The 21,908-nt window shown below is 67.9% G+C and carries 14 protein-coding genes; 8 read left to right on the plus strand and 6 right to left on the minus strand.

What is annotated here, in order from left to right:
* Positions 1-154 precede the first annotated feature (154 nt).
* Positions 155-646 (minus strand): CHAP domain-containing protein, encoded by a 492-nt coding sequence (locus tag BW41_RS11220; RefSeq protein ID WP_051583447.1) that lies wholly within the window; start codon positions 644-646, stop codon positions 155-157.
* A 559-nt stretch (positions 647-1,205) separates the two neighbouring features.
* Here BW41_RS11220 and BW41_RS11225 point away from each other — a divergent pair.
* Both BW41_RS11225 and BW41_RS11230 read left to right on the plus strand, forming a co-directional pair.
* Complete coding sequence (locus BW41_RS11225) at positions 1,206-2,348, plus strand: acyl-CoA dehydrogenase family protein (protein WP_037534490.1); 1,143 nt, start codon at positions 1,206-1,208, stop codon at positions 2,346-2,348.
* A gap of 117 nt (positions 2,349-2,465) precedes the next feature.
* Entirely contained in the window at positions 2,466-3,257 is a 792-nt protein-coding gene (locus BW41_RS11230; RefSeq protein WP_037534491.1) for an SDR family oxidoreductase, read from the plus strand.
* 222 nt (positions 3,258-3,479) lie between these two features.
* Here the strand turns inward: BW41_RS11230 and BW41_RS11235 are convergent, their stop codons facing one another.
* Positions 3,480-5,738: an NADP-dependent malic enzyme gene (locus BW41_RS11235; RefSeq protein ID WP_037534492.1), complete on the minus strand. Its 2,259-nt coding sequence runs from the start codon at positions 5,736-5,738 to the stop codon at positions 3,480-3,482.
* A gap of 374 nt (positions 5,739-6,112) precedes the next feature.
* Between BW41_RS11235 and BW41_RS11240 the strand changes: the two genes are divergently transcribed.
* Genes BW41_RS11240 through BW41_RS11250 form a run of 3 tightly spaced genes read left to right on the plus strand, consistent with a single transcriptional unit; the run spans position 6,113 to position 11,694 of the window.
* Positions 6,113-6,289 (plus strand): type II toxin-antitoxin system RelE/ParE family toxin, encoded by a 177-nt coding sequence (locus tag BW41_RS11240; protein ID WP_235199735.1) that lies wholly within the window; start codon positions 6,113-6,115, stop codon positions 6,287-6,289.
* Between the two features lie 28 nt (positions 6,290-6,317).
* Positions 6,318-8,894 (plus strand): DNA mismatch repair protein MutS, encoded by a 2,577-nt coding sequence (gene mutS / locus BW41_RS11245; RefSeq protein ID WP_037534493.1) that lies wholly within the window; start codon positions 6,318-6,320, stop codon positions 8,892-8,894.
* 55 nt (positions 8,895-8,949) lie between these two features.
* Positions 8,950-11,694: a [protein-PII] uridylyltransferase gene (locus BW41_RS11250; protein WP_037534494.1), complete on the plus strand. Its 2,745-nt coding sequence runs from the start codon at positions 8,950-8,952 to the stop codon at positions 11,692-11,694.
* 76 nt (positions 11,695-11,770) lie between these two features.
* Here the strand turns inward: BW41_RS11250 and BW41_RS11255 are convergent, their stop codons facing one another.
* The 4 genes from BW41_RS11255 to BW41_RS11270 form a co-directional block, all read right to left on the minus strand.
* Positions 11,771-14,605, minus strand: coding sequence for a TonB-dependent receptor (locus BW41_RS11255; protein WP_037534739.1), 2,835 nt, complete (start codon positions 14,603-14,605; stop codon positions 11,771-11,773).
* 205 nt (positions 14,606-14,810) lie between these two features.
* Positions 14,811-15,344, minus strand: coding sequence for a translation initiation factor IF-3 (infC, locus tag BW41_RS11260; RefSeq protein ID WP_037534495.1), 534 nt, complete (start codon positions 15,342-15,344; stop codon positions 14,811-14,813).
* 274 nt (positions 15,345-15,618) lie between these two features.
* Positions 15,619-17,610: a threonine--tRNA ligase gene (gene thrS, locus BW41_RS11265; protein ID WP_037534496.1), complete on the minus strand. Its 1,992-nt coding sequence runs from the start codon at positions 17,608-17,610 to the stop codon at positions 15,619-15,621.
* Between the two features lie 180 nt (positions 17,611-17,790).
* Positions 17,791-18,606, minus strand: coding sequence for an LD-carboxypeptidase (locus BW41_RS11270; protein ID WP_037534497.1), 816 nt, complete (start codon positions 18,604-18,606; stop codon positions 17,791-17,793).
* Positions 18,607-18,672: 66 nt separating this feature from the next.
* Here BW41_RS11270 and BW41_RS11275 point away from each other — a divergent pair, with 66 nt between their 5' ends.
* The 3 genes from BW41_RS11275 to BW41_RS11285 all read left to right on the plus strand — a co-directional run bounded on the left by BW41_RS11275 (position 18,673) and on the right by BW41_RS11285 (position 21,907).
* Entirely contained in the window at positions 18,673-20,115 is a 1,443-nt protein-coding gene (locus BW41_RS11275) for a Mur ligase family protein (protein ID WP_051583448.1), read from the plus strand.
* Between the two features lie 21 nt (positions 20,116-20,136).
* Entirely contained in the window at positions 20,137-20,373 is a 237-nt protein-coding gene (locus tag BW41_RS11280) for a DUF6356 family protein (protein ID WP_037534498.1), read from the plus strand.
* Positions 20,374-20,806: 433 nt separating this feature from the next.
* Positions 20,807-21,907 (plus strand): YjgN family protein, encoded by a 1,101-nt coding sequence (locus tag BW41_RS11285; RefSeq protein ID WP_037534499.1) that lies wholly within the window; start codon positions 20,807-20,809, stop codon positions 21,905-21,907.
* Position 21,908 lies beyond the last annotated feature (1 nt).

A 21,908-nucleotide genomic window follows, 5' to 3' on the forward strand; every position in this document is an offset into this window, starting at 1 on the left:
CGCGCGCTTCGGTTTGGCGTCGGCGGCGGATGAATGGGACGGTCCCGCGCCATGGCGTGCCGCCCGTGCCCATGGATCCCGGCCTGCGCCGGGATGACGAACAAGAAAGTCTTGGCGGTCGGTTTGTCGGGCTGACGCCCGCGAGGCTCCCGACTTATTCGCCGGCGACGGGGACCACCGGCACGGTGGCGGCGGTGGCGATGATGGTGGTGTCGGTATCCGCGTCGGTCGCGGTCGCGGCGGGGGCGTGGCCCGAGTAGATGAAGCCGCTGGTGGGGTAGCTCGACGTGCCGAGATCGCCGTTGGGGCCGTACCAGACCTTGACTTCGCTCCAGTCGCCGGCGGCGGAGACGTCGATCGCGCGGACGTTGCGCTCGATGCCGCCGGGGCGCGACCAATTGGCGTGGGTGAGCAGCACTTCCCGATCGCTGACCACCTGCGAGACCATCGCGACATGGCCGACGCGCATCCGCCGCGTCGCCTGGAAGGCGAGCACCGCGCCGACCTTCGGCGCATGGCCACGCTCGTAGCGGCCGGCGGCCTGGCCCCACCAGGTGTTGGCGTTGCCGTGCAGATCGATGCCCGAGATCTCGCGAGCATAAGGCGCGCACTGCCAGAATTGCGCGAATGCCGGCGTCGTCGTCATCAAGGCACAGGAAAACACCAGCGCAAAACGCGCCGCCAACGTCTTTACAGTCACTTGCTGACCCCCCGGTCAAAACCCGTTCGTCGAGGATGTCGCTAGCCGCCCGATTCCTTTTCTCCAATGGTCGGAGGAACCATAAGAGACGAACGGTGTTGCGGCGCCGACGAGACGACGGGATGCGTCCGGAGCCTTGTCTCTTTCTGGCCGATGAACGGCGCAAGAATGTGGAATCGGGTGGGTTTCCTGTCATTCCCATGACGATGCGATGATCGTCCGCGCGCCGCCCCTCGCCATCGGGCTCGACCGATCGCCTCTACCGCCCCGTCATCGCAGCCCCGCGCGGAAACCGGACCGTGCGGCGGGACGAATGGCGGCAGGTACGGGCCCTATTGCCGCGGCCGGTCGACGCCCCAACACGTCCGGGATGGCGGAAGGCTTTTTCCGCAGCCGTTCCAGTATGGCCTCGCTCAAGAGCATCCGCCTGTTTTTCGAAGTTCGGGTTTGCAGGCGCGGGCGCATCGCATTACCTCTCTGCCAACCAAATGGCAGTGGAAGCGACATGGCTCTCGACCCTGAAACCTTCGATGCGCTGATCGACACCGTGCGGCGGTTCGTCGCCGAACGGCTCCGCCCGCTCGAGGCGGAGGTCGAGGCGGCCGACGCGATCCCCGACGCGGTCGTCGCCGAGATGCGCGAGATGGGATTATTCGGCCTGTCGATCGCCGAGGATCATGGCGGGCTCGGGCTCGACATGGTCGAGGAATGCCGTGTCGCGATCGAGATGGGGCGGACGACGCCGGCCTTCCGATCCGCCTTCGGCACCAATGTCGGCATCGGCAGCCAGGGGCTGGTGATGGCCGGCACGCCCGAACAGAAGGCGCACTGGCTGCCGCGGATCGCGAGCGGCGCGGTGATCACCAGCTTCGCGCTGACCGAGCCCGACGTCGGCAGCGATTCGGGCAGCGTCAAGACGCGCGCGGTGCGCGACGGCGATGTCTACCGGCTGACCGGCACCAAACGCTATATCACCAATGCCGATCGCGCCGACCTGTTCACGGTGATGGCGCGCACCGGCGAGGCGGGCGCGCGCGGCGTTTCCGCCTTCCTCGTGCCGCGCGACCTGCCGGGCGTCTCGGTCGGCGAGCCCGAGAAGAAGATGGGGCAGAAGGGCGCCAAGGTCGCCGACGTCCATTTCGACGACGTGCCAGTCCCCGCCGCCAACCGGCTCGGGGCGGAGGGCGAAGGCTTCAAGATCGCGATGCGCGTGCTCGATCGCGGCCGGCTGCACATCGGCGCGGTCTGCGTCGGCGTCGCCGAGCGGCTGATCGCCGACAGCGTCGGCTATGCCACCGGCCGCAGCCAGTTCGGCCAGCCGATCGCGCAGCACCAGCTCATCCAGGGGATGATCGCGGACATGAAGACCGAGGCGCTGGCAGCGCGCGCTCTGGTGCTGGAGACCGCCGCGGCGAAGGATCGCGGCGACGATGTCGTGCTCGAATCGGCGGCGGCGAAATATTTCGCCAGCGAGATGGTCGGCCGCGTCGCCGACAAGGCGGTGCAGATCTATGGCGGCGCCGGCTATATCGCCGATTACGGCATCGAGCGGCTGTATCGCGACGTCCGGCTGTTCCGCATCTACGAAGGCACCAGCCAGATCCAGCAGGTGATCATCGCACGCGAGACGATCAAGCGCGGCGGATGAGGTTCGCTTCATCCCCTTCCCCGTCATCGCCACCTGCGCGGGGATGACATCGGGGGTGGCGCAGACGGCAATCGTGACGGTCACGGCCAAGCCGGCCCCGTATCAGGAGAGAGACACATGGACATCAGCACGCTGTTCCGGCTCGACGGCCGGATCGCCCTCGTCACCGGCGGCAGCCGCGGCATCGGCAAGATGATCGCCGCGGGCTTCGTCGCGCAGGGGGCGACCGTCTATATCTCGTCGCGCAAGGCGGACGCGTGCGAGGCGGCGGCGGCGGAGCTGGGGCCGAACTGCATCGCGCTGCCGCAGGACGTCAGCACCGTCGCCGGCTGCCAGGCGCTCGCCGCGCAACTGGCGGAGCGCGAGGAACGGCTCGACATCCTCGTCAACAATGCCGGCGCGGCCTGGGGCGTGCCGTTCGAGGATTTCCCCGAGGCGGGCTGGGACAAGGTGATGGACCTCAACGTCAAATCGCCCTTCTTCCTGACCCAGGCGCTGCACGGCCTGCTCAAGGCGGCGGGATCGCGCGCCCGTCCCGCCAAGGTGATCAACATCACCTCGATCGACGGCCTGCGGCTCAATCCGTGGGAGACGTACAGCTATCACGCCTCCAAGGCGGCGCTGATCTTCCTCACCAAGCGGATTGCGGCGCGGCTGGTGCGTGACGGTATCCACGTCACCTCGATCGCGCCCGGCGCCTTCCCGAGCGACATGAACAAGGCGGCGCGCGATCATGGCGATGCGATCGCCCGCGGTATTCCCGCCGGCCGGATCGGCGTCGACGAGGATATGGCGGGGACGGCGATCTATCTCGCCAGCCGCGCGGGCGACTATGTCGTCGGCGAGACGATCGCCGTCGACGGTGGCCTGGTTCATGCCGCCCTGGGGACGAGCATCGACGCGGGGTAATGACGGCGGCGCCCGCCGACAAAGCGGGCGCTGGGCGTCTCCGAGGCGGGGGTGCCATATGCGCCCGCCGCGTGTGGAAGCCCGTGCTTCGACAGTCTCAGCACGGACGGAGATCAGGCGTACGCTTCCCCGGCCGTGAGCCCTGCGCCCATCGTAGGACGGGCTCCACACGCGTCGCCCGCGTGTGAAGCCCATGATAGCCGGGGCGCGGCCCGCCCCCGATCAGCGGGCGATGCCGCCTGCGGCGAGCACCGCCAGCGTCACCAATTCGCTCGCGGTCGAGGTCATCGGCGCGATCTGCACCGGCTTTTCCATGCCGACCAGCATCGGCCCGATGACGCTGTCGCCACCCAGCTCGCGGAGCAGCTTGGCGGAGATATGCGCCGATTGCAGGCCCGGCATGATCAGGATGTTGGCCGGGCCGGACAGGCGCGCGAACGGATAATTGGCGAGCTGGCGCGGGTTGAGCGCGACGTCGGGCGGCATCTCGCCTTCATATTCGAAGCCGACGTTGCGCCCGTCGAGCACCGCCACCGCCTCGCGGATATTGTCGACCCAGGCACCCTTGGGGTTGCCGAAGGTCGAATAGCTCAGCATCGCGACGCGCGGTTCGTGGCCCATGCGGCGCGCGACCTGCGCGGTCTGTTCGGCGAAATCGGCGAGCTGCTCGCCGGTCGGCCGTTCGTTGACGGTGGTGTCGGCGATGAACACGGTGTGGCTCTGGCCGACCAGCACGTGGATGCCGAAGGGCGTGCGCCCCGCCTCGGGATCGATCACGCGCTTCACCTGGCGCATCGATTCCGCCCAGGTGCGGGTGATGCCGGTGATCATCACGTCGGCCTCGCCGAGCTGGAGCAACGCCGCGCCGAAGACGTTGCGATCCTGGTTGATCATCCGCTCGACATCGCGGCGCAGATAGCCGCGGCGCTGGAGGCGGCCGTAGACGAAGTCGACCATCTTCGGGACGAGCGGCGAATGGCGGCTGTTGTGGACCTCATATTCCTGCGGATTGGCGACGCCCAGCGCCTTCAACCGGTCATAGACGTCATCGCGGCCGACCAGGACCGGCGTGCCATAGCCGCCTTCCTTGAACGAGATGGCGGCGCGCAGCACCACCTCTTCCTCGCCCTCGGCGAACAGCACGCGCTTCGGCCGCGCCCGTGCACCCTCATAGGCGAGGCTGAGCACCGAGGTGGTCGGGTTGAGCCGCGCGCGCAGCGTCTGGCGATAGGCCTCCATGTCGAGGATCGGCTTGAGCGCCACGCCCGAATCCATCGCCGCCTTGGCGACCGCCGACGGCACCAGCTCCATCAGCCGGGGGTCGAACGGCGACGGGATGATATATTCGGGGCCGAAGCTGTGCTGCACGCCATAAGCGACCGCCACCTCCTCCGGCACGCGGCGGCGGGCGAGTTCGGCGATCGCGTTGGCGGCGGCGATCTTCATCGCATCGTTGATGCCCGTCGCGCGCACGTCAAGCGCGCCGCGGAAGATGAAGGGGAAGCAGATGACGTTGTTGACCTGATTGGGATAGTCCGAGCGGCCGGTGGCGACGATCGCGTCGGGCCGCGCCGCCTTGGCGATCTCGGGGCGGATTTCCGGCTCGGGATTGGCCATCGCGAAGATGATCGGCGACGGCGCCATATGCGCGACCATCTCCGGCTTGAGCGCGCCCGCGGCCGACAGGCCGAGGAACACGTCCGCCCCCTCCAGCGCCTCGGTCAGCGTGCGCTTGTCGGTGTTGGCGGCATGCGCCGACTGCCATTGATTGACGCCGTCGCGACCCTGATAGATCACCCCGGTCTTGTCGCACATGATGACATTGTCGTGGCGCACGCCCATCGCCTTCATCAGCTCGGTGCAGGCGATCGCCGCCGCACCGGCGCCGTTGACGACGAGCTTGACGTCCTGGAGCTTGCGCCCGGTGAGCAGGCACGCATTGATCAGCCCCGCCGAGGCGATGATCGCGGTGCCGTGCTGGTCGTCATGGAAGACCGGGATGTTCATCCGCTCGCGCAGCGTCTGCTCGATGATGAAACATTCGGGTGCCTTGATATCCTCGAGGTTGATGCCGCCGAAGGTCGGCTCCATCAGCTCGACCGCGTCGATGAAGCGGTTGACGTCCTCGGTCTTCAACTCGATGTCGATCGAGTCGACGTCGGCGAAGCGTTTGAACAGCACCGCCTTGCCCTCCATCACCGGTTTGGAGGCGAGCGCGCCGAGATTGCCCATGCCGAGGATCGCGGTGCCGTTCGAGATCACCGCGACGAGATTGCCCTTGGCGGTGTAATCATAGGCCGCGGCGGGATCGTCGGCGATCGCCTGCACCGGCACCGCGACGCCGGGCGAATAAGCGAGCGCGAGGTCGCGTTGCGTCGCCATCGGCTTGGATGCGATGATCTCGATCTTGCCGGGACGCCCCTCCGAATGGAACAGCAGCGCCTCGCGCTCGGAGTATTGGACGGACGCTTCGTCGGACATGGGACCTCGCTGACGGGCTGACGCTACGGCTCTTGACGGGTTCGGGCCGGGCTTTCAACCCGCAGCGTCAGGGGTTATGCTGCCGGCATGACGCCCGATGCTCAAATACCCCCCCGCTATCCGCGGCCAGCGACGCGGGATGACGTCGCCCGGGCGAAGGCGGGCTATGAGTCCGGCTATGGTGTCGATCATGTCATCGTCAGTGAGTGGCTGCGGACCTGGGGGCAGCCGGGGTTCAAGGACTTCCCCCTTTGGCTTGCCGAACAGAATGAATAGAGGCGATGGCGAATGTCGTCTGGCGTCCCGGAGCCGTCGACGATATCCGGGAAATAGCCCGCTACATCCATCGATTTGACCCCGTCGCGGCGTAGGACGTGGCAGCCAGATTGCTCGATCTAGGCAACAGCCTCGCCATCTTTCCGCGGCGCGGCCGGCCCAAGGACGGCATTCGCGAGATGACCTCTGTTCCTCCCTACATTCTCCGCTATTCGGTCGCGGACGAGACCGTGTTCATCCTCTCCGTCCGCCACGGCGCCCGTCTTCTGGATTGACCTTACCCTGATGACCACCCCTACCCCGATGATGGCGCAATATCTCGGCCTCAAGGCCGAGGCGGAGGATTGCCTGCTCTTCTATCGCATGGGCGATTTCTTCGAATTGTTCTTCGACGATGCGCGCATCGCGAGCAGCGTGCTCGATATCGCCCTCACCGCGCGCGGCGAGCATGACGGCGAGAAGATCCCGATGTGCGGCGTGCCGGTCCATGCCGCCACCGCCTATCTGCAACGGCTGATCAAGGCGGGCCACCGCGTCGCGATCGCCGAACAGACCGAGACGCCGGCCGAGGCCAAGGCGCGCGGCGGCTACAAAGCCTTGGTCGCGCGCGGTATCGTCCGCGTCGTCACCGCCGGCACGCTGACCGAGGAGGCGCTGCTTGACGCCCGCAGCGACAATTGGTGCGTCGCGATCGGCGAGGCGGCCGGCGCGGTGGCGCTTGCCGCCGCCGACGTCTCGACCGGCCGGTTCGAGGTGATCGACTGTTCCGCCGACGCGCTCGGGGCAGAGCTTGCACGGCTCGGCGCGGCGGAGGTGATCGCGTCCGACGCCGGCGAGCAGCCCGGCGCGACGACGCTGCGCCCGCGCCATACGTTCGACAGCGGCGAGGGCGAGGCGCGACTCAAGGCGCTGTTCGGCGTCGCGACGCTCGACGGGTTCGGCCAGTTCAGCCGCGCCGGCCTCGCCGCGGCGGGCGGACTGATCACCTATCTCGACCACACCGCCAAGGGCGCGCTTCCCTTCCTGCGGCCGCCGCGGCTCACCGCCGCCGCGGAGACGATGGCGATCGACGCGGCGACGCGCGACAGCCTCGAACTCACCTGCACCACCGGCGGCCAGCGCAAGGGCAGCCTGCTCGACTGTATCGACCGTACGGTGACCGGCGCCGGCGCACGGCTGCTGGCGAGCGACCTCGGCGCGCCGCTGATGGACAGGACGGCGATCGATGCGCGGCTCGACCTCGTTCAATATTTTCACGATGCGCCGGCCCAGCGCGAGGCGGTGCGCGCGGCACTGCGCGCGCTTCCCGATATCGGCCGTGCGCTCGGGCGGCTGGCGGCGCGGCGGGGCAGCCCGCGCGATCTCGGCCAGCTCCGCGACGGGCTCGACGGCGCCTGGCATCTCGGCGAGCGGCTCGCTGCGATCGATACGCCGCTCGCGCTGCTCGACCGGATCGCGCCACGGCTGCGCGGCCATGGCGCGCTCGTCGACCTGCTGCGCCGGGCGCTGGTGCCCGCGCCACCGATCGAGGCGGGCGACGGCGGCTATATCGCCGCGGGCTATGACGATGCGCTCGACGAATTGCGCGACACCGGCGCCGGCGGCCGGCGCGCGATCGCCGCGCTCGAGGCGGAGATGAAAAGCGCGACCGGGATCGCTACGCTCAAGGTCCGCCACAACAACGTGCTCGGCTATCATGTCGAGGTGCCAGCGCGCGCCGCCGATCCGCTGATGCAGCCGGACAGCGGCTTCACCCACCGCCAGACGCTGGCGGGCGTCGTCCGCTTCAACACGCCGGCGCTGCACGAGGTCGCCGCGCGCGTCTCGCAGGCCGGCGCGCATGCCCTCGCCGCCGAGGCCGCGCATCTCGAGGAATTGATCGGCACCGCGCTCGCCAGCCGCGAGGCGATCGCCGCCACCGCCGATGCGCTGGCGCGGATCGACGTCGCCGCGGCGCTCGCCGAGCGCGCCGCCGAGGGGCAGTGGGCGCGGCCGGCGCTTGCCGAACACGCCTGTTTCGATATCGTCGGCGGCCGGCATCCGGTGGTCGAGGCGGCGGTGGCCAGGTCGGGCGACCGGTTCGTCGCCAACGACTGTACGCTCACGCCGGATTCGCGACTGTGGCTGGTCACCGGCCCGAACATGGGCGGCAAGTCGACCTTCCTGCGCCAGAATGCGCTGATCGCGGTGCTTGCGCAGGCGGGCAGCTACGTCCCCGCGACGCGGGCGACGCTCGGGCTGGTCGATCGGCTGTTCAGCCGCGTCGGCGCCTCGGACAATCTCGCCCGCGGCCGTTCGACCTTCATGGTCGAGATGGTCGAGACCGCGGCGATCCTCGCGCAGGCGACGCCCAACAGCTTCGTCATCCTCGATGAGGTCGGCCGCGGCACCAGCACCTACGACGGCCTCGCGATCGCCTGGGCGGTGGTCGAGGCGATCCACGAGGACAATCGCTGCCGCTGCCTGTTCGCCACCCATTATCACGAACTGACGCGGCTGGCCGAACGCTGCGACGCGCTGACGCTGCATCACGTCCGCGCGCGCGAATGGAAGGGGGAGCTGGTGCTGCTGCACGAACTCGCCACCGGGCCGGCGGACCGCAGCTACGGCCTCGCCGTCGCGCGGCTGGCGGGCATGCCGCCGGCAACGGTGGCGCGGGCAAAGGCGGTGCTGGCCAAGCTCGAGGCGGGGCGCGCCAAGACCGGCGGCCTCGCCGCGGGACTCGACGACCTGCCGCTGTTCGCCGCCGCCGCCCAGGTCGAGGAAGCAACGTGCGACGCGATCCGTGCCGAGGTGGAGGCGCTCGACATCGACGCGCTGACCCCGCGCGAGGCGCTCGACACGCTCTACCGGCTGAAGGCGCTGGCGCGCGAGGGATAGCCGGGGCGCGAAACGGCATGTCCCCTTAACCTGCACGCCGCTATAGCCGACCGTCATGCACTTTCGTTTCGACCACCTCCCCAACCGTCGCGCCATCGTCAACCGCCGGGCGCTGGAAGAGCGGATCGCGGCGATCGCGGCCGACGGCATCGCGCTGCGCCTGCAGGCGACCGCGATCCTCAAGGAGGCGCTCGCCGAGGGACGCGCCGAGATCCAGCGGCGGCTGGCGGTGCACCCGTCGCGCGGGCTCGAGGCCTCGAACGCGCAGGCCTATCTCACCGACCAGCTGCTGCGCCTGTTGTTCGACCTCGCGACGCAGCGGTTGCACCCGATCCACAATCCGACCGCGGGCGAGCGGCTGACGCTGATCGCGGTCGGCGGCTATGGGCGGGCGGAGATGGCGCCCTATTCGGATGTCGACATCGGCTTCCTCACCCCTGGCAAGCAGACGCCCTGGGCGGAGCAGGTCATCGAATCGATGCTCTATGCCTTGTGGGACCTTGCGCTCAAGATCGGCCATTCGAGCCGCTCGCTCGACGAGATGGTGCGGCAGGCCAAGGGCGACGTGACGATCCGGACCGCCTTGCTCGAGGCGCGCTACGTCACCGGCGACGTGACATTGTATGACGAGGCTGCGCGCCGCTTCAAGACCGAGGTGCAGCATGGCACCGAGCGCGAGTTCATCGCCGACAAGCTCGCCGAGCGCGATGCCCGCCACCGCAAGATGGGCGACACCCGCTATGTCGTCGAACCCAACGTCAAGGAGGGCAAGGGCGGCCTGCGCGACCTCCACACCCTGTTCTGGATCGGCAAATATATCCACGACGTGCAGCGCGGCGCCGATCTGGTCGAGGTCGGCTTGCTGACCAAGGAGGAATATCGGCTCTTCCACCGCGCCGACAATTTCCTCCAGGCGGTACGCTGCCATCTGCACAGCGTCACCCGCCGCGCCGAGGACCGGCTGACCTTCGACGTCCAGCGCGAGATCGCGACGCGGATGCGCTTCTCCGACCGCCCCGGCAAATCGGCGGTCGAGCGATTCATGCAATATTACTTCCTCCAGGCGAAGACGGTCGGCAACCTCACCGGCGTCTTCCTTGCGCATCTCGACGAGCGGTTCGCGGCGCGCGGGCGGCGGTTCGGCCTGCCGACGATCCGGCGGCGGCCCGACCGCCTGCACGGCTTCGTGCTCGATCGCGGCCGGCTGGCGTTGCCCCGCGACGATTTCTTCAGCGAGGACCCGGTCCGGCTGATCGAGATCTTCCAGCTCGCCGACCTCCACGGCGTCGAGATCCACCCGCTGGCGATGCGCGCCGCGGCGCGCGACGCCAAGCTGATCGCCCGCCATCGTCGCGACCGGCGCGCCAACAGCCTGTTCCTCGACGTGCTGACCTCGCCGCGCGATCCCGAGCTGGTGCTGCGCTGGATGAACGAGGCGGGCGTGTTCGGCCGCTTCGTGCCCGATTTCGGCCGCGTCGTCGCGCAGATGCAGTTCGACATGTACCACCATTACACCGTCGACGAGCACACCATTCGCGCGATCGGTCTGCTCGCGCGGATCGACAAGGGCGAGTGCAAGGTCGAACACCCCCTCGCCTCGGCGATCATCCGCCATATCGTCTCGCGGCGCGTGCTCTACGTCGCGGTGCTGCTCCACGATATCGCCAAGGGCCGCGACGGCGATCATTCGATCCTCGGCGCGGAGGTGGCGGAGAAGCTCTGCCCGCGCTTCGGCCTCACCGCCGCCGAAACGGAGACGGTGGCGTGGCTGGTCCGCTGGCACCTGCTGATGTCGGCGACCGCGTTCAAGCGCGACCTGTCCGACTTCAAGACGATCCTCGACTTTTGCGCGGTCGTGCAGAGCCCGGAGCGGCTGCGGCTGCTGCTGGTCCTCACCATCGTCGATATCCGCGCGGTCGGCCCGGGCACCTGGAACGGCTGGAAGCGCCAGTTGCTCGCCGACCTCTACGAGGGCGCGGAGGAGGTGCTGCGCCTCGGTCACAAGCAGCGCGGCCGTGCCGAGCGCATCGCGACACGGCAGGAGACGCTGCAGGCGACGCTCGGCTGGGAGCCGGCGCGGTTCGACGCCTTCGTCCGCCGTTTCCCCGAAGCCTATTGGATCGCCGAACCCGACGACGTGCTCGCGCATAACGCGCGCTTCATCGACGCCGCGGGCGCCGCGCAGCTGTCGATCGACGCGCAGGTCTATGCGACGCGCGGCGCGACGCTGGTGACCATCTATGCCGCCGACCATCCCGGCCTGTTCTACCGCATCGCCGGCGCGATCCACGTCGCCGGCGGCAATATCATCGACGCGCGCATCCACACGACGCGCGACGGCATGGCGATCGACAATTTCCTCGTCCAGGACCCGTTCGGCCGGCCGTTCGACGACAGCGCGCAGCTCCGGCGGCTCAAGATGGCGATCGAGGATGCGCTCGCCAATCGCGGCAAGCTGACCGACCGGCTGGTCGCCAAGCCCGCGCCGCGCACCCGCGCCGATGCCTTCGACATCGAACCCAACGTCCTGATCGATAATCACGCCTCCAACCGCTTCACGGTGATCGAGGTCAATGCGCGCGACCGGCCGGCCCTGCTCAACCAGCTCGCCCAGGCGCTGTTCCAGTCGAAGGTGACGCTGCACTCGGCGCATGTCGCCACTTATGGCGAGCGCGCGGTCGACACCTTCTACGTGACCGACCTGACCGGTGACCGCATCACCGCCTCGGCCCGGCTCAAGACGCTCGAGCGCCGGCTGCGGACCGCGGCGGCGGGCGACATGGTCGAGATGGCCGCCTGACACAAAGCGGCCGGCGCGCATCGCTGCGGCCGGCCGGAGTGTCGTTGCCTGATGAAAGAGTGTGTCGGCGCGCGGATCAGAACCGCGCGCGGATCGTCGCGCCATAGGTGCGCGGCTCGGCGAGATATTGCGAGAAGAGCTGGCGGCCGCCGGGATATTGCGGATCCTGGAATGCCGCGTTGGCGGCGCCCTCCTGGAACGGCGAGTTGAAGGCGACCTGCGCATAGGTGACGTTGGTCAGATTCTGCCCCCAGAATTCGAGGCTGATCCGCTCGTCGGGCAGGCGCAGGCCGATGCGCGCGTTGACGATCGCATAGCCGTCCTGCGCCTTTTGCGGAAACAGGTCGGAGCCGGTGTTATAGTCGCCGGTCATGCGCGTATCGACGTAGAAGAGCGCCGAATAGCCGCCGCCGAGCTGCGGCGTCCACGACGCCGACGAGGTCGCGACGATGTCCGCCGAGTTGGACACCGTCCGCCCTGGCAGCAGCCGCAGCGCCTGATCGAGCGGCGCCCCCGCCGCGGAGCCGACGAGCTGGTCGCGATATTTGGTGTCGGTGACGGTCAGGCCGAGGCTGACGCGCACGTCGCGTGCCGGCACCAGCGCCGCCTCCAGCTCAACGCCCTTGGCGCGGACGCCATAGCCGACATCGCCCGACGGGCAGACGCCGGTGGTCGTTGCGGCGGCATTGTAATTGCTCGCGGCGGTGAACTTGCTCTGATCGCGATCGCCGCCGTTGAGGCTCGACGAACAGCCGTTGATGTTCTGCACCAGGAAGACGGTACCGTTGAAGGTGTTGAGCTGGAAGTTGCTGAAGTCCTGGATGAACGCCGCCGCCGACAGCGTGAACGGCCCGGTGCCGTATTTGGCGCCGACCTCGAAGGCATTGACCGTCTCGGGCGCGAATTGCAGCGAATTGGCGAGCGCCTGCGCGCCGCCGAGCTGCGCGAAGCTGAAGACCGGCTGTTTGAGCGCCGACCGGTCGAGGTTGAAGCCGCCCGCCTTATAGCCGCGCGAATAGCTGCCGTAGAGCAGCAGATGGTCGATCGGCTTCCACGACAGGATCGCCGTGCCGGTGACGCGATCCTCCTTGCGGCGGCTGTTGATCGACACGCCGTTGAGCTCGGCGGTGTTGTTGCCCTGGCAGGACAGGCCGATGATCCCCGCCGCGGTGGCCGCGAGCCCGGCATTGGCGAGGAAGGGCGCGAGCGCACGCTGGTTGGTGACGCAGCCGACATTGTCGTTGGTGAAGGTCGCGTCGAAGCGCTTGCGTTCGTTGGTGTAGCGCGCGCCCAGCGTCAGATCGACCGTGCTGGTGACGTGGAAGATATTGTGCGTGAAGATCGCCCAGTTGCGGCTGTTCTGATTGTAGACGTCGCGGGTTGAGCCCTTGTCGTTGATCGCATCGAGCGTATCGATCGCGCCGACGATCGTCGCCCCCGCCGCCCCGAAGGGCGAGGCGACGCCGGGTACCCGGCCGGCGAGTACCGCGCGGCCGGTGTTGCTGAGGCAGCCGGTGTTGCCCGGCGCGTAAAAGGGCGCGAGCGCGCTGCCCGAGACGAGCCGGCAGGTCGCGAATCGGCCATATTGCGTGCCGAAGCGCAGGTTATCGAGCACGCGCAGGTCTTCGTTGGCGAAGAAGCCGCCGACCAGCCAGTCGAGCTTGTCCGCGAACAGCGAGCCGTTGAGGCGCAGCTCCTGCGTGAAGGTGCGGAAGCGCCGGGCCGAATTGCCGTCGGCGGCGCGATAGAGGATGTCGACGCGGCTATAGTCGGTGTCCGATCCCTGGTCCGAATCATAGTCACGATAGGCGGTGATCGAGGTCAGCTTGGTGCGTCCGAAGGTCCAGTCGAGCTGGCCCGACACGCCCCAGTCCCTGGTGATGCCGGCGAAGCTGCGACCCGGGCTGGTCGACACGTCGCGGCTGTAGCCCGGGTTGGTGACGAGGTTGAGCGGCTGGCCGAGATCGCGGATGACGTTGACAATATTGTTGCCGTTGCCGCCCGCCGCGAGGCCGGCGTTGACCGAGGCGACGGGGTTGTTGAGGTTGCCGACCGCCTCGTTGACCGACCGGTCGACATAGGTCGCCGCGCAGCATTTCTCGTCGCGATGCGTGTAATCGCCGATCAGGCGGAAGCGGATCGCGTCGGTCGGCTCGAACAGCAACTGGCCGCGGACGAAATAGCGGTTGCGATCGTTGACGTCGGTGTTGTTCGTATAGTCGCGGTAGAAGCCGTCGCGCTTGACGTAGACGCCGTCGACACGCGCGGCGATCGTCTGGCTGAGCGGCACGTTGAGATTGCCGGCGAAGCGGTAGAAATTGTAATTGCCGTAGGTCGCCTCACCGCCGCCGCTGACCCCCTGGAACGACGGCGCCTTGCTGATGATGCTGATCACGCCCGCCGAGGCGTTGCGGCCGCCGAGCGTGCCCTGCGGACCGCGCAGCACCTCGACCCGGTCGATCTCGCCGAGTTCGGTGAGGCCGATACCCGAGCGCGACCGATAGACGCCGTCGATGAACACCGCGACCGAGCTTTCGAGGCCGGGATTGTCCCCGACCGTGCCGATGCCGCGGATGCGCGCCGAGCCGTTCGATTCGGAGCCGGTCGACGAGACGAGCAGCGACGGCGCGAGCTGGTTGAGCTGGCGGATGTCGCTCGCGCCGGAGTTCTGCAGCGTTTCGGCGGTGATCGCCGACACCGCGACCGGCACGTCGGCGAGCGCCTGGACGCGGCCCTGGGCGGTGACGACGATGTCGGCGGCGGGCGCCTCGTCCTGCGTCACCGATGCCGCGGCGTTCGTCGAGGTCGTCTGCGTCGCCGGGCTCGACGGTTCGGGCGAGTTGTTTTGCGCGGCGGCCGGCGAAGCGAGCGCGATCGTGGCGGCCGACAGCAGATACGCAGTAAGGCGCATGGTCATCCTCTCCCTGTACCGATCTCGTTTTCGAATATCGGGTTTCTTCGGAAGCTAGGATCGCCCAGGCGTGAACGTCTACAATTTTATAGACGTCGCCAGCATTTTCGAACCGAGTGTCGCTTATACGCAACACCGGGCCCGTCGCCGGACCCGGTGTTCGAAAATGCATGACGCTACGGCAGGCCGCAATTGCGGCCGGAATTCACTTGGGCGCGAGCACCATCAGCATCTGCCGGCCTTCCATGCGCGGATAAGCCTCGACCTTGGCGACCTCGGCGACCTGTTCGGCGACGCGCTGGAGCACCGCCATGCCGAGCTGGCCGTGGCTGAGCTCGCGACCGCGGAAGCGCATCGTCACCTTGACCTTGTCGCCTTCCTCAATGAATTCGACGACCTTCTTCATCTTGGTGTCGTAATCGTGGTCGTCGATGTTCGGACGCATCTTGATCTCCTTGATCTCCTGCGTCTTCTGCGATTTGCGGGCGAGATTCGCCTTTTTCTGCGCCTCGTACTTGAACTTGCCGACGTCGAGGAACTTGGCGACGGGCGGATCGGCGTTGGGCGACACCTCGACCAGATCGAGGCCGAGTTCCTGCGCCTGCGCCATCGCCTCGCGCGTGTACATCACGCCAAGATTCTCGCCCTCATGGTCGATCACGCGGACCTTGGGGCTGACGATCCACTCGTTGAAACGAGGGCCATTCATCGGCGGCGCCTGATTTGGTCGGCGCATCATGGGAGGACGTATGGGTATAGCTCCTGTGGTGGTTTGGGTTAGATATAGGCTTTCCGGATCGCTTTCGGAAGATGTCTATGCACGATGATGTACCGGTAACGGCCGAACGCCTTGGCCTGTGGACCTGGGACCCGGACACACCGTTCCCACTGACCGATGCCGAATGCGCACAACTCTGTCGTGGCCACCCGATCCGATGGCCCGGCACTGCGGAGGATGTCCTGCGATTACCGGGCCGATACGAACTACTCGACGGCTGGCTGGTGACCCGGCGTTAGCGCAGATCGGGCGGGGTCGCCTCCTCGCGCAGCATAGCGACCGCTTCCTCCACAGTCACGATCTGCTGCGCCTGGCTGCCGAGCCGGCGGACGGCGAGCTTGCCTTCCTCCGCCTCGCGCTTGCCGACGACGAGCAGCACCGGCACCTTGGCGACCGAATGTTCGCGCACCTTGTAGTTGATCTTCTCGTTGCGCAGATCGGTCTCGACGCGAAGCCCCGCCTTGCGCAGCGTTGCCGCGACCTCCTCGGCATAGCCATCCGCCTCGGAGACGATCGTCGCGACCACCGCCTGCACCGGCGACAGCCACAGCGGGAAGCGGCCGGCATGATGTTCGATCAGAATGCCGATGAAGCGTTCGAACGTGCCGAGGATCGCGCGGTGAAGCATGATCGGGCGATGGCGATTGCCGTCCTCGCCGACGTAGCTCGCGTCGAGTCGCTCGGGCAGCACCGTGTCGGTCTGGATGGTGCCGACCTGCCAGGTCCGGCCGATCGCATCGGTCAGGTGGAATTCGAGCTTGGGCGCATAGAAGGCGCCCTCGCCCGGCAGCTCTTCCCAGCCATAGTCGGCGGTGTCGCGGCCAGTCGCGGCGACCGCGTCGCGCAGCGACTGTTCGGACCAGTCCCACATCGCTTCCGAGCCGAACCGCTTCTCCGGGCGCAGCGCGAGCTTGATCGCATAGCGCTCGAAGCCGAGGTGCTTGTAGACCGAGTCGAGCAGCTCGCAGAATTTGCGCACCTCATCGACCAGCTGATCCTCGCGGACGAAGATATGCGCGTCGTCCTGGGTGAACTGGCGCACGCGCATGATGCCGTGCAGCGCGCCATGCGCCTCGTTGCGGTGGCAGCAGCCGAATTCGGCCATGCGGATCGGCAGGTCGCGATAGCTCTTGATCCCCTGTTTGAAGATCAGCACGTGCGCCGGGCAGTTCATCGGCTTGAGCGCCATCAGATCGCCCTCGCCCGACAGCACCGCCCCCTCGTCGGCGGTGTTCGGCACCTCGTCGGGGACGACGAACATGTTCTCGCGATATTTGCCCCAGTGGCCGGACTGTTCCCATTGCTTGGCGTCCATCAGCTGCGGCGTCTTCACCTCGGCATAATCGGCGGCGTCGAGGCGGCGGCGCATATAGGCTTCGAGCTGGCGCCACAGGATGAAGCCCTTGGGATGCCAGAACACCGACCCCTGCGCCTCGGGCTGGAGATGGAACAGGTCCATCTCCTGCCCGATCTTGCGGTGATCGCGCTTCGCCGCCTCCTCCAGCATGAAGAGATGCTGGTCGAGCTGCTTCTTGTTGAGCCAGCCGGTGCCGTAGATGCGGCTGAGCATCGCGTTCTTCTGGTCGCCGCGCCAATAGGCACCCGACACGCGCGTCAGCTTGAAGGCGTTGGGATCGAGCTTGCCGGTCGAAACCATGTGCGGGCCGCGGCACATGTCGAGCCATTCGCCCTGGCGATAGATCGTCAGTTCCTCATTGTCGGGCAGTTCGGCGGCCCATTCGGCCTTGAAGGTCTCACCCTGTTTCGTCCAGGTCTCGATCAGCTGCTCGCGCGTCCACACCTCGCGGGTGAACGGCTCGTCGCGGGCGATGATGCGGCGCATCTCGGCCTCGATCGCGGGCAGGTCCTCGTCGGTGAAGGGGCGATCCTTCGGCGCGAAGTCGTAATAGAAACCGTCGTCGGTCGCCGGACCGAAGGTGATCTGCGTGCCGGGGAAGAGGTGCTGCACCGCCTCCGCCATCACGTGCGCGAGATCGTGGCGGACGAGTTCGAGCGCATCGGCCTCGTCCTTCGCGGTGACCAGCGCGAGGTTGGTGTCGCCCTCGAACGGCCGGTTGAGATCGCGCACCTGCCCGTCGATCCGCGCGGCGATCGCCGCCTTGGCGAGGCCGGGGCCGATCGCGGCGGCGACGTCCGCGGGGGTAGTCCCGGGCGCAACCTCGCGGACGGAACCGTCGGGCAGCGTGATACGGAACATGGCAGACATGATGAACTTTCAACTGGGGTGAGGCGCCCGCGAATAAAGCGCCGCGGGGTATATAGGCAAGCTCTGGTGCAAATCCTCCCCGCCACCCATCGGTGGCGGAGGGCCCCTCATCAGACGGCCCGCCTGTGGAAGCCCCCCGCCACCAGCTGCGCTGATCCCCCTCCCCGTGCCGGGGAGGATTCAGGCGATGCCGAACGGCACGACACGATTGGCTTGCGTGTGGCCGATCTCCGCCCGCCCGAGATAGGGCACGCCGAGGTCGCCGCACCAGCGGCGGATCATGAATTCGAGGCTATCGCCCCATTCGGGCTCGTTGGGCTGCACCGCGGTCACCGCGCCCAGCCGGACGCCGGCGATGCCCTTGAGCTGCGTCGCATGCCCCATGTGGAACAGCAGCCGGTCGATGTTGTACATCGGCTCCGACACTTCCTCGATCAGCAGGACGTGGTCGGTGAGGTCGGGCAGATAGGGCGTGCCGATCAGCGCGCCGAGGATCGACAGGTTGAACGCCGCCGCCGGCCGGCCGTCGAGCCCCGGCTCCAGCCCCGCCCGGTCGCCGCGCGCCAGCCAGCCGAGCGAGCGGGCGATCGTCGCATCGCCGTCCTTGCGGCGGATGTCGCTCGCCATCGGGCCGTGCACCGGCCGGCCGATCCGCCGCGCATAGAGCGCGCCGAGCAGGAAGCCGATGTCCGAATAGCCGAGATAGCTCTTGTGCCGCGCCGCCGGGCCGAGCTGCGGCAGCACCAGCGGCAGGATGCGGTTCGAGCCATAGCCGCCGCGCAGGCACCAGATCGCGTCGAAGCCGGGATCGTTGGCGAATTCGAGGAAGGCGGAGGCCCGGCGCGCGTCGTCGCCGGCGAAATGGCCCGCCACCTCCCAGCATTGCGGGTGGATGACGAGATCGACCTCGGGATAGGCGAGCGCGGCGAAGGCGATGAACGGCGCCTCGGCATCCTTGTTGCCGACGCTCGCCGGTGCCACCACCCCAATTCGCATGCCGTCCGTCGCTCCGCCGCATCGCAGAGCCTTGCCCCTGCCAGACCGGGTCGATAGCGCAGCGTCATGGCGCACGGCAATCTTTCCCCCTCCCCGCTCGGCGGCCCGGTGGCCGGCAAACGCTTCTTCCTCGTGGGGATCGGCGGATCGGGGATGATGCCGCTGGCGACGATCCTGGCGGGGCGCGGCGCGATCGTCGCCGGCTCCGATCGCGGGCTCGATCAAGGGCGTGTGCCCGCCAAGTTCGACGCATTGCGCGCGCGCGGCATCGCGCTCTTCCCGCAGGACGGCAGGGGTATCGTCGCGCCCGACCAGATCGTCGTCGCCTCCGCCGCGGTCGAGGAGACGGTCGCCGATATGGTCGCGGCAAGCCGGCTCGGCTGCGCGCGCGCGACCCGCGCCGAATTGCTCAGCACGCTGTTCAACCAGAGCGCGCTGCCGATCGGCGTCGCCGGTACCAGCGGCAAGTCGACCGTCACCGGCATGATCGGCTGGATCCTGCATCAGGCGGGGCGCGACCCGACGGTGATGAACGGCGCGGTGATGAAGAATTTCGCCGCGCCCGACGCGCCCTTCGCCAGCGCGCTGGTCGGCGACGGCGACGCCTTCGTCAGCGAGGTCGACGAGAGCGACGGGTCGATCGCGCATTATGCGCCGCGCATCGCCGTGCTCAACAACGTCAGCCTCGACCATAAGGGGCTCGACGAGCTGCGCGGCCTGTTCGGCGCGTTCATCGCCAAGGCTGAGACGGCGATCGTCAACCTCGACAATGACGAGGCGGCGGCGCTCACCACGACGCTGCCGCCGGCGCAGGTGGCGACCTTCGGCATCGATCGCGACGCCGATTTCGCCGCGCACGCGCTGGTCGAGGCGCCGTTCGGCATCGGCTTCGATCTGATCGCGGCCGGCAATGCGCCGATAAAGGTGCGGTTGCGGGTGCCCGGCCGGCACAATGTCGCCAATGCGCTCGCCGCGATCGCCGCCGCGGTCGCCGCGGGCGTGCCGCTCGATCGCGCCGCCGTGGCGATCGGCGGCTTCACCGGGCTGCGCCGCCGCTTCGACCTGGTCGGCGAGGCGGCGGGAGTCGCGGTGATCGACGATTTCGGCCACAACCCGGACAAGATCGCCGCGACGCTCGACACGCTCCACGCCTTTCCCGGCCGACTGCTGCTGCTGTTCCAGCCGCACGGTTATGGCCCGCTCAAGGTGATGCGCCACGAACTGGCGGCGATGTTCGCCGAGCGGCTCGCGCCCGACGATCGGCTGGTGCTGCCCGATCCGGTCTATCAGGGCGGCACCGTCGCGCGTGAGGTGACCAGCGCCGACCTCGTCGCCGACATCCGCGCTGGCGGACGCGATGCGGTACATATCGCCGATCGCGCCGCGGCGGCGGCGGCGCTCGTCGCGGCGGCGCGGCCCAGCGACCGGATCGTCGTGATGGGCGCGCGCGACGACACGCTGAGCCTGCTCGCCGCGGAGATGCTGGAGTCGCTGCGGCGACGCGGCTAGAGTGATACGCAGGAGGTAGTCATGAAGCTCTTCACCCAGCATCCGGCCTCGGTCGGCGAAAGCTATGGCGAGCATTTCGGCGTCGCGACGCGGTTCGGCCTGCGGATGATCGGCGGCGGCCTTGCCGCTTTGGTCCATGGCGTGCTGCCCTTCGCCTTCCAGACCACCGGCAGCCGCACCATCGCCGCGCTCCACGCCGAGATGGTCGCCAAGCGCGCCGACACGGCGCAGGTCAACACGGTGGAATTCGTGATCTGAACAGGTGACGACCGGCCGGTGCATCGAGGGCGTTCCGGCATTCGTGGTTCGACGGGAGTAGAGGGGCGGCAGCGCGATAGGCGAGGATTGGCGGAAGACTCCGCCTTATTGCGCCCAGTACTCGCGCGAAGGCGGGAGCCCAGTTTCTTCTTTTGAGCAGCCGATGTTCTGCTTGGCCACTGGATTCCCGCCTTCGCGGGAATGTTTGCGGCAAGGGGACCGACCTCCGCCGCACCTCCAAACACCGCCGAGGCGATGAGGCGCGTGTAATGACAGGGTGACATCCGCCATCTGCTCCCCGCTGCCCCGCTCTCCTGCCGATAGGCGACCCTTGCGCTCGAAACCCGCGCTCGCGGCCCCGCCTTGCGATTAACCACGTTCCCCCGTTGACCTGCCCCTCCCGCTCCGCTCCACTCGCCGCGGGGGGACTATCATGAGCGATCCATCGGCGGCGCCGGTACGAGCGTTCCGCTTCACCGGGCGGTGGCAGGATTATGCGCCGATCGCCTTCACCAATCTGCTGCTGACGATCGTCACGCTCGGCATCTACACCTTCTGGGGGCGGGCGCGGACGCGGCGCTATCTGTGGAGCCGGACGCGCTTCATCGACGACCGGCTCGAATATACCGGCACGGGACTGGAGCTGTTCCTCGGCTATGTCATCGCCTTCTTCGTGATCGTGCTGCCGTTCGGCATCGTCAATCTCGCGATCCAGGGAACGCTGATGCGCGGGCATCAGGGTGCGGCGGCGGTGACCGGCATGATCGTCTATCTCGCCATCCTCTATCTGGTCGGCGTCGCGCGCTTCCGGGCGCTGCGCTACCGGCTCAGCCGCACCTATTGGCACGGCATCCGCGGCGGCAGCAGTCAGGCCGGACTCGGCTATGGCTGGCGCTATTTCTGGCAGACGATCGTCGCGACGTTCACCGTCTATCTGCTAATGCCCTGGTCGATGGTGCGGCTGTGGAACCAGCGCTGGAACGCGATGAGTTTCGGCTCGCTGCCGTTCCGCAGCCACGCGCGCTGGCAGCCGGTGTTCGGACGCTTCCTGCTCTTCTACCTCCTGCCGGTGATCCTGTTCGGCGCGGTGGCGCTGCTCGTCGCGGCGATTGGCTTCAGCGGAGGGTTCGACGGGCCGCGCAGCACCGTCCCCAGCCCCGGCATGGTATTGGCGATCGCGCTCGGTGGTCTCGCCTTCTATATCGTCTTCTTCGGCGTGCTCGGGCTCATCGCGATGACCTTCTACGCCGCCTTCTTCCGCGAGGCGGTGGGCGCGACGTCGCTGGGGTCGCTCGATTTCGGCTTCGAGGCGACGACGCGCGACTGGATCCTGCTCTACCTCGGCAATCTCGCGCTCGTCGTCGTCACCTTCGGGATCGGCGCGATCTTCCTGCAATATCGCAACTGGGCGTTCTTCATCCGCCACCTCAACGCCTATGGCGAGATCGCGGTGGATGATCTGCTCCAGTCGCGCGAGCGCGCGCCAGGTCAGGGCGAAGGGCTGCTCGATGCCTTCGATGTCGGCGCCTTCTGAG

Source organism: Sphingomonas sp. RIT328, assembly GCF_000632225.1.
Lineage (GTDB): Bacteria > Pseudomonadota > Alphaproteobacteria > Sphingomonadales > Sphingomonadaceae > Sphingomonas > Sphingomonas kyungheensis.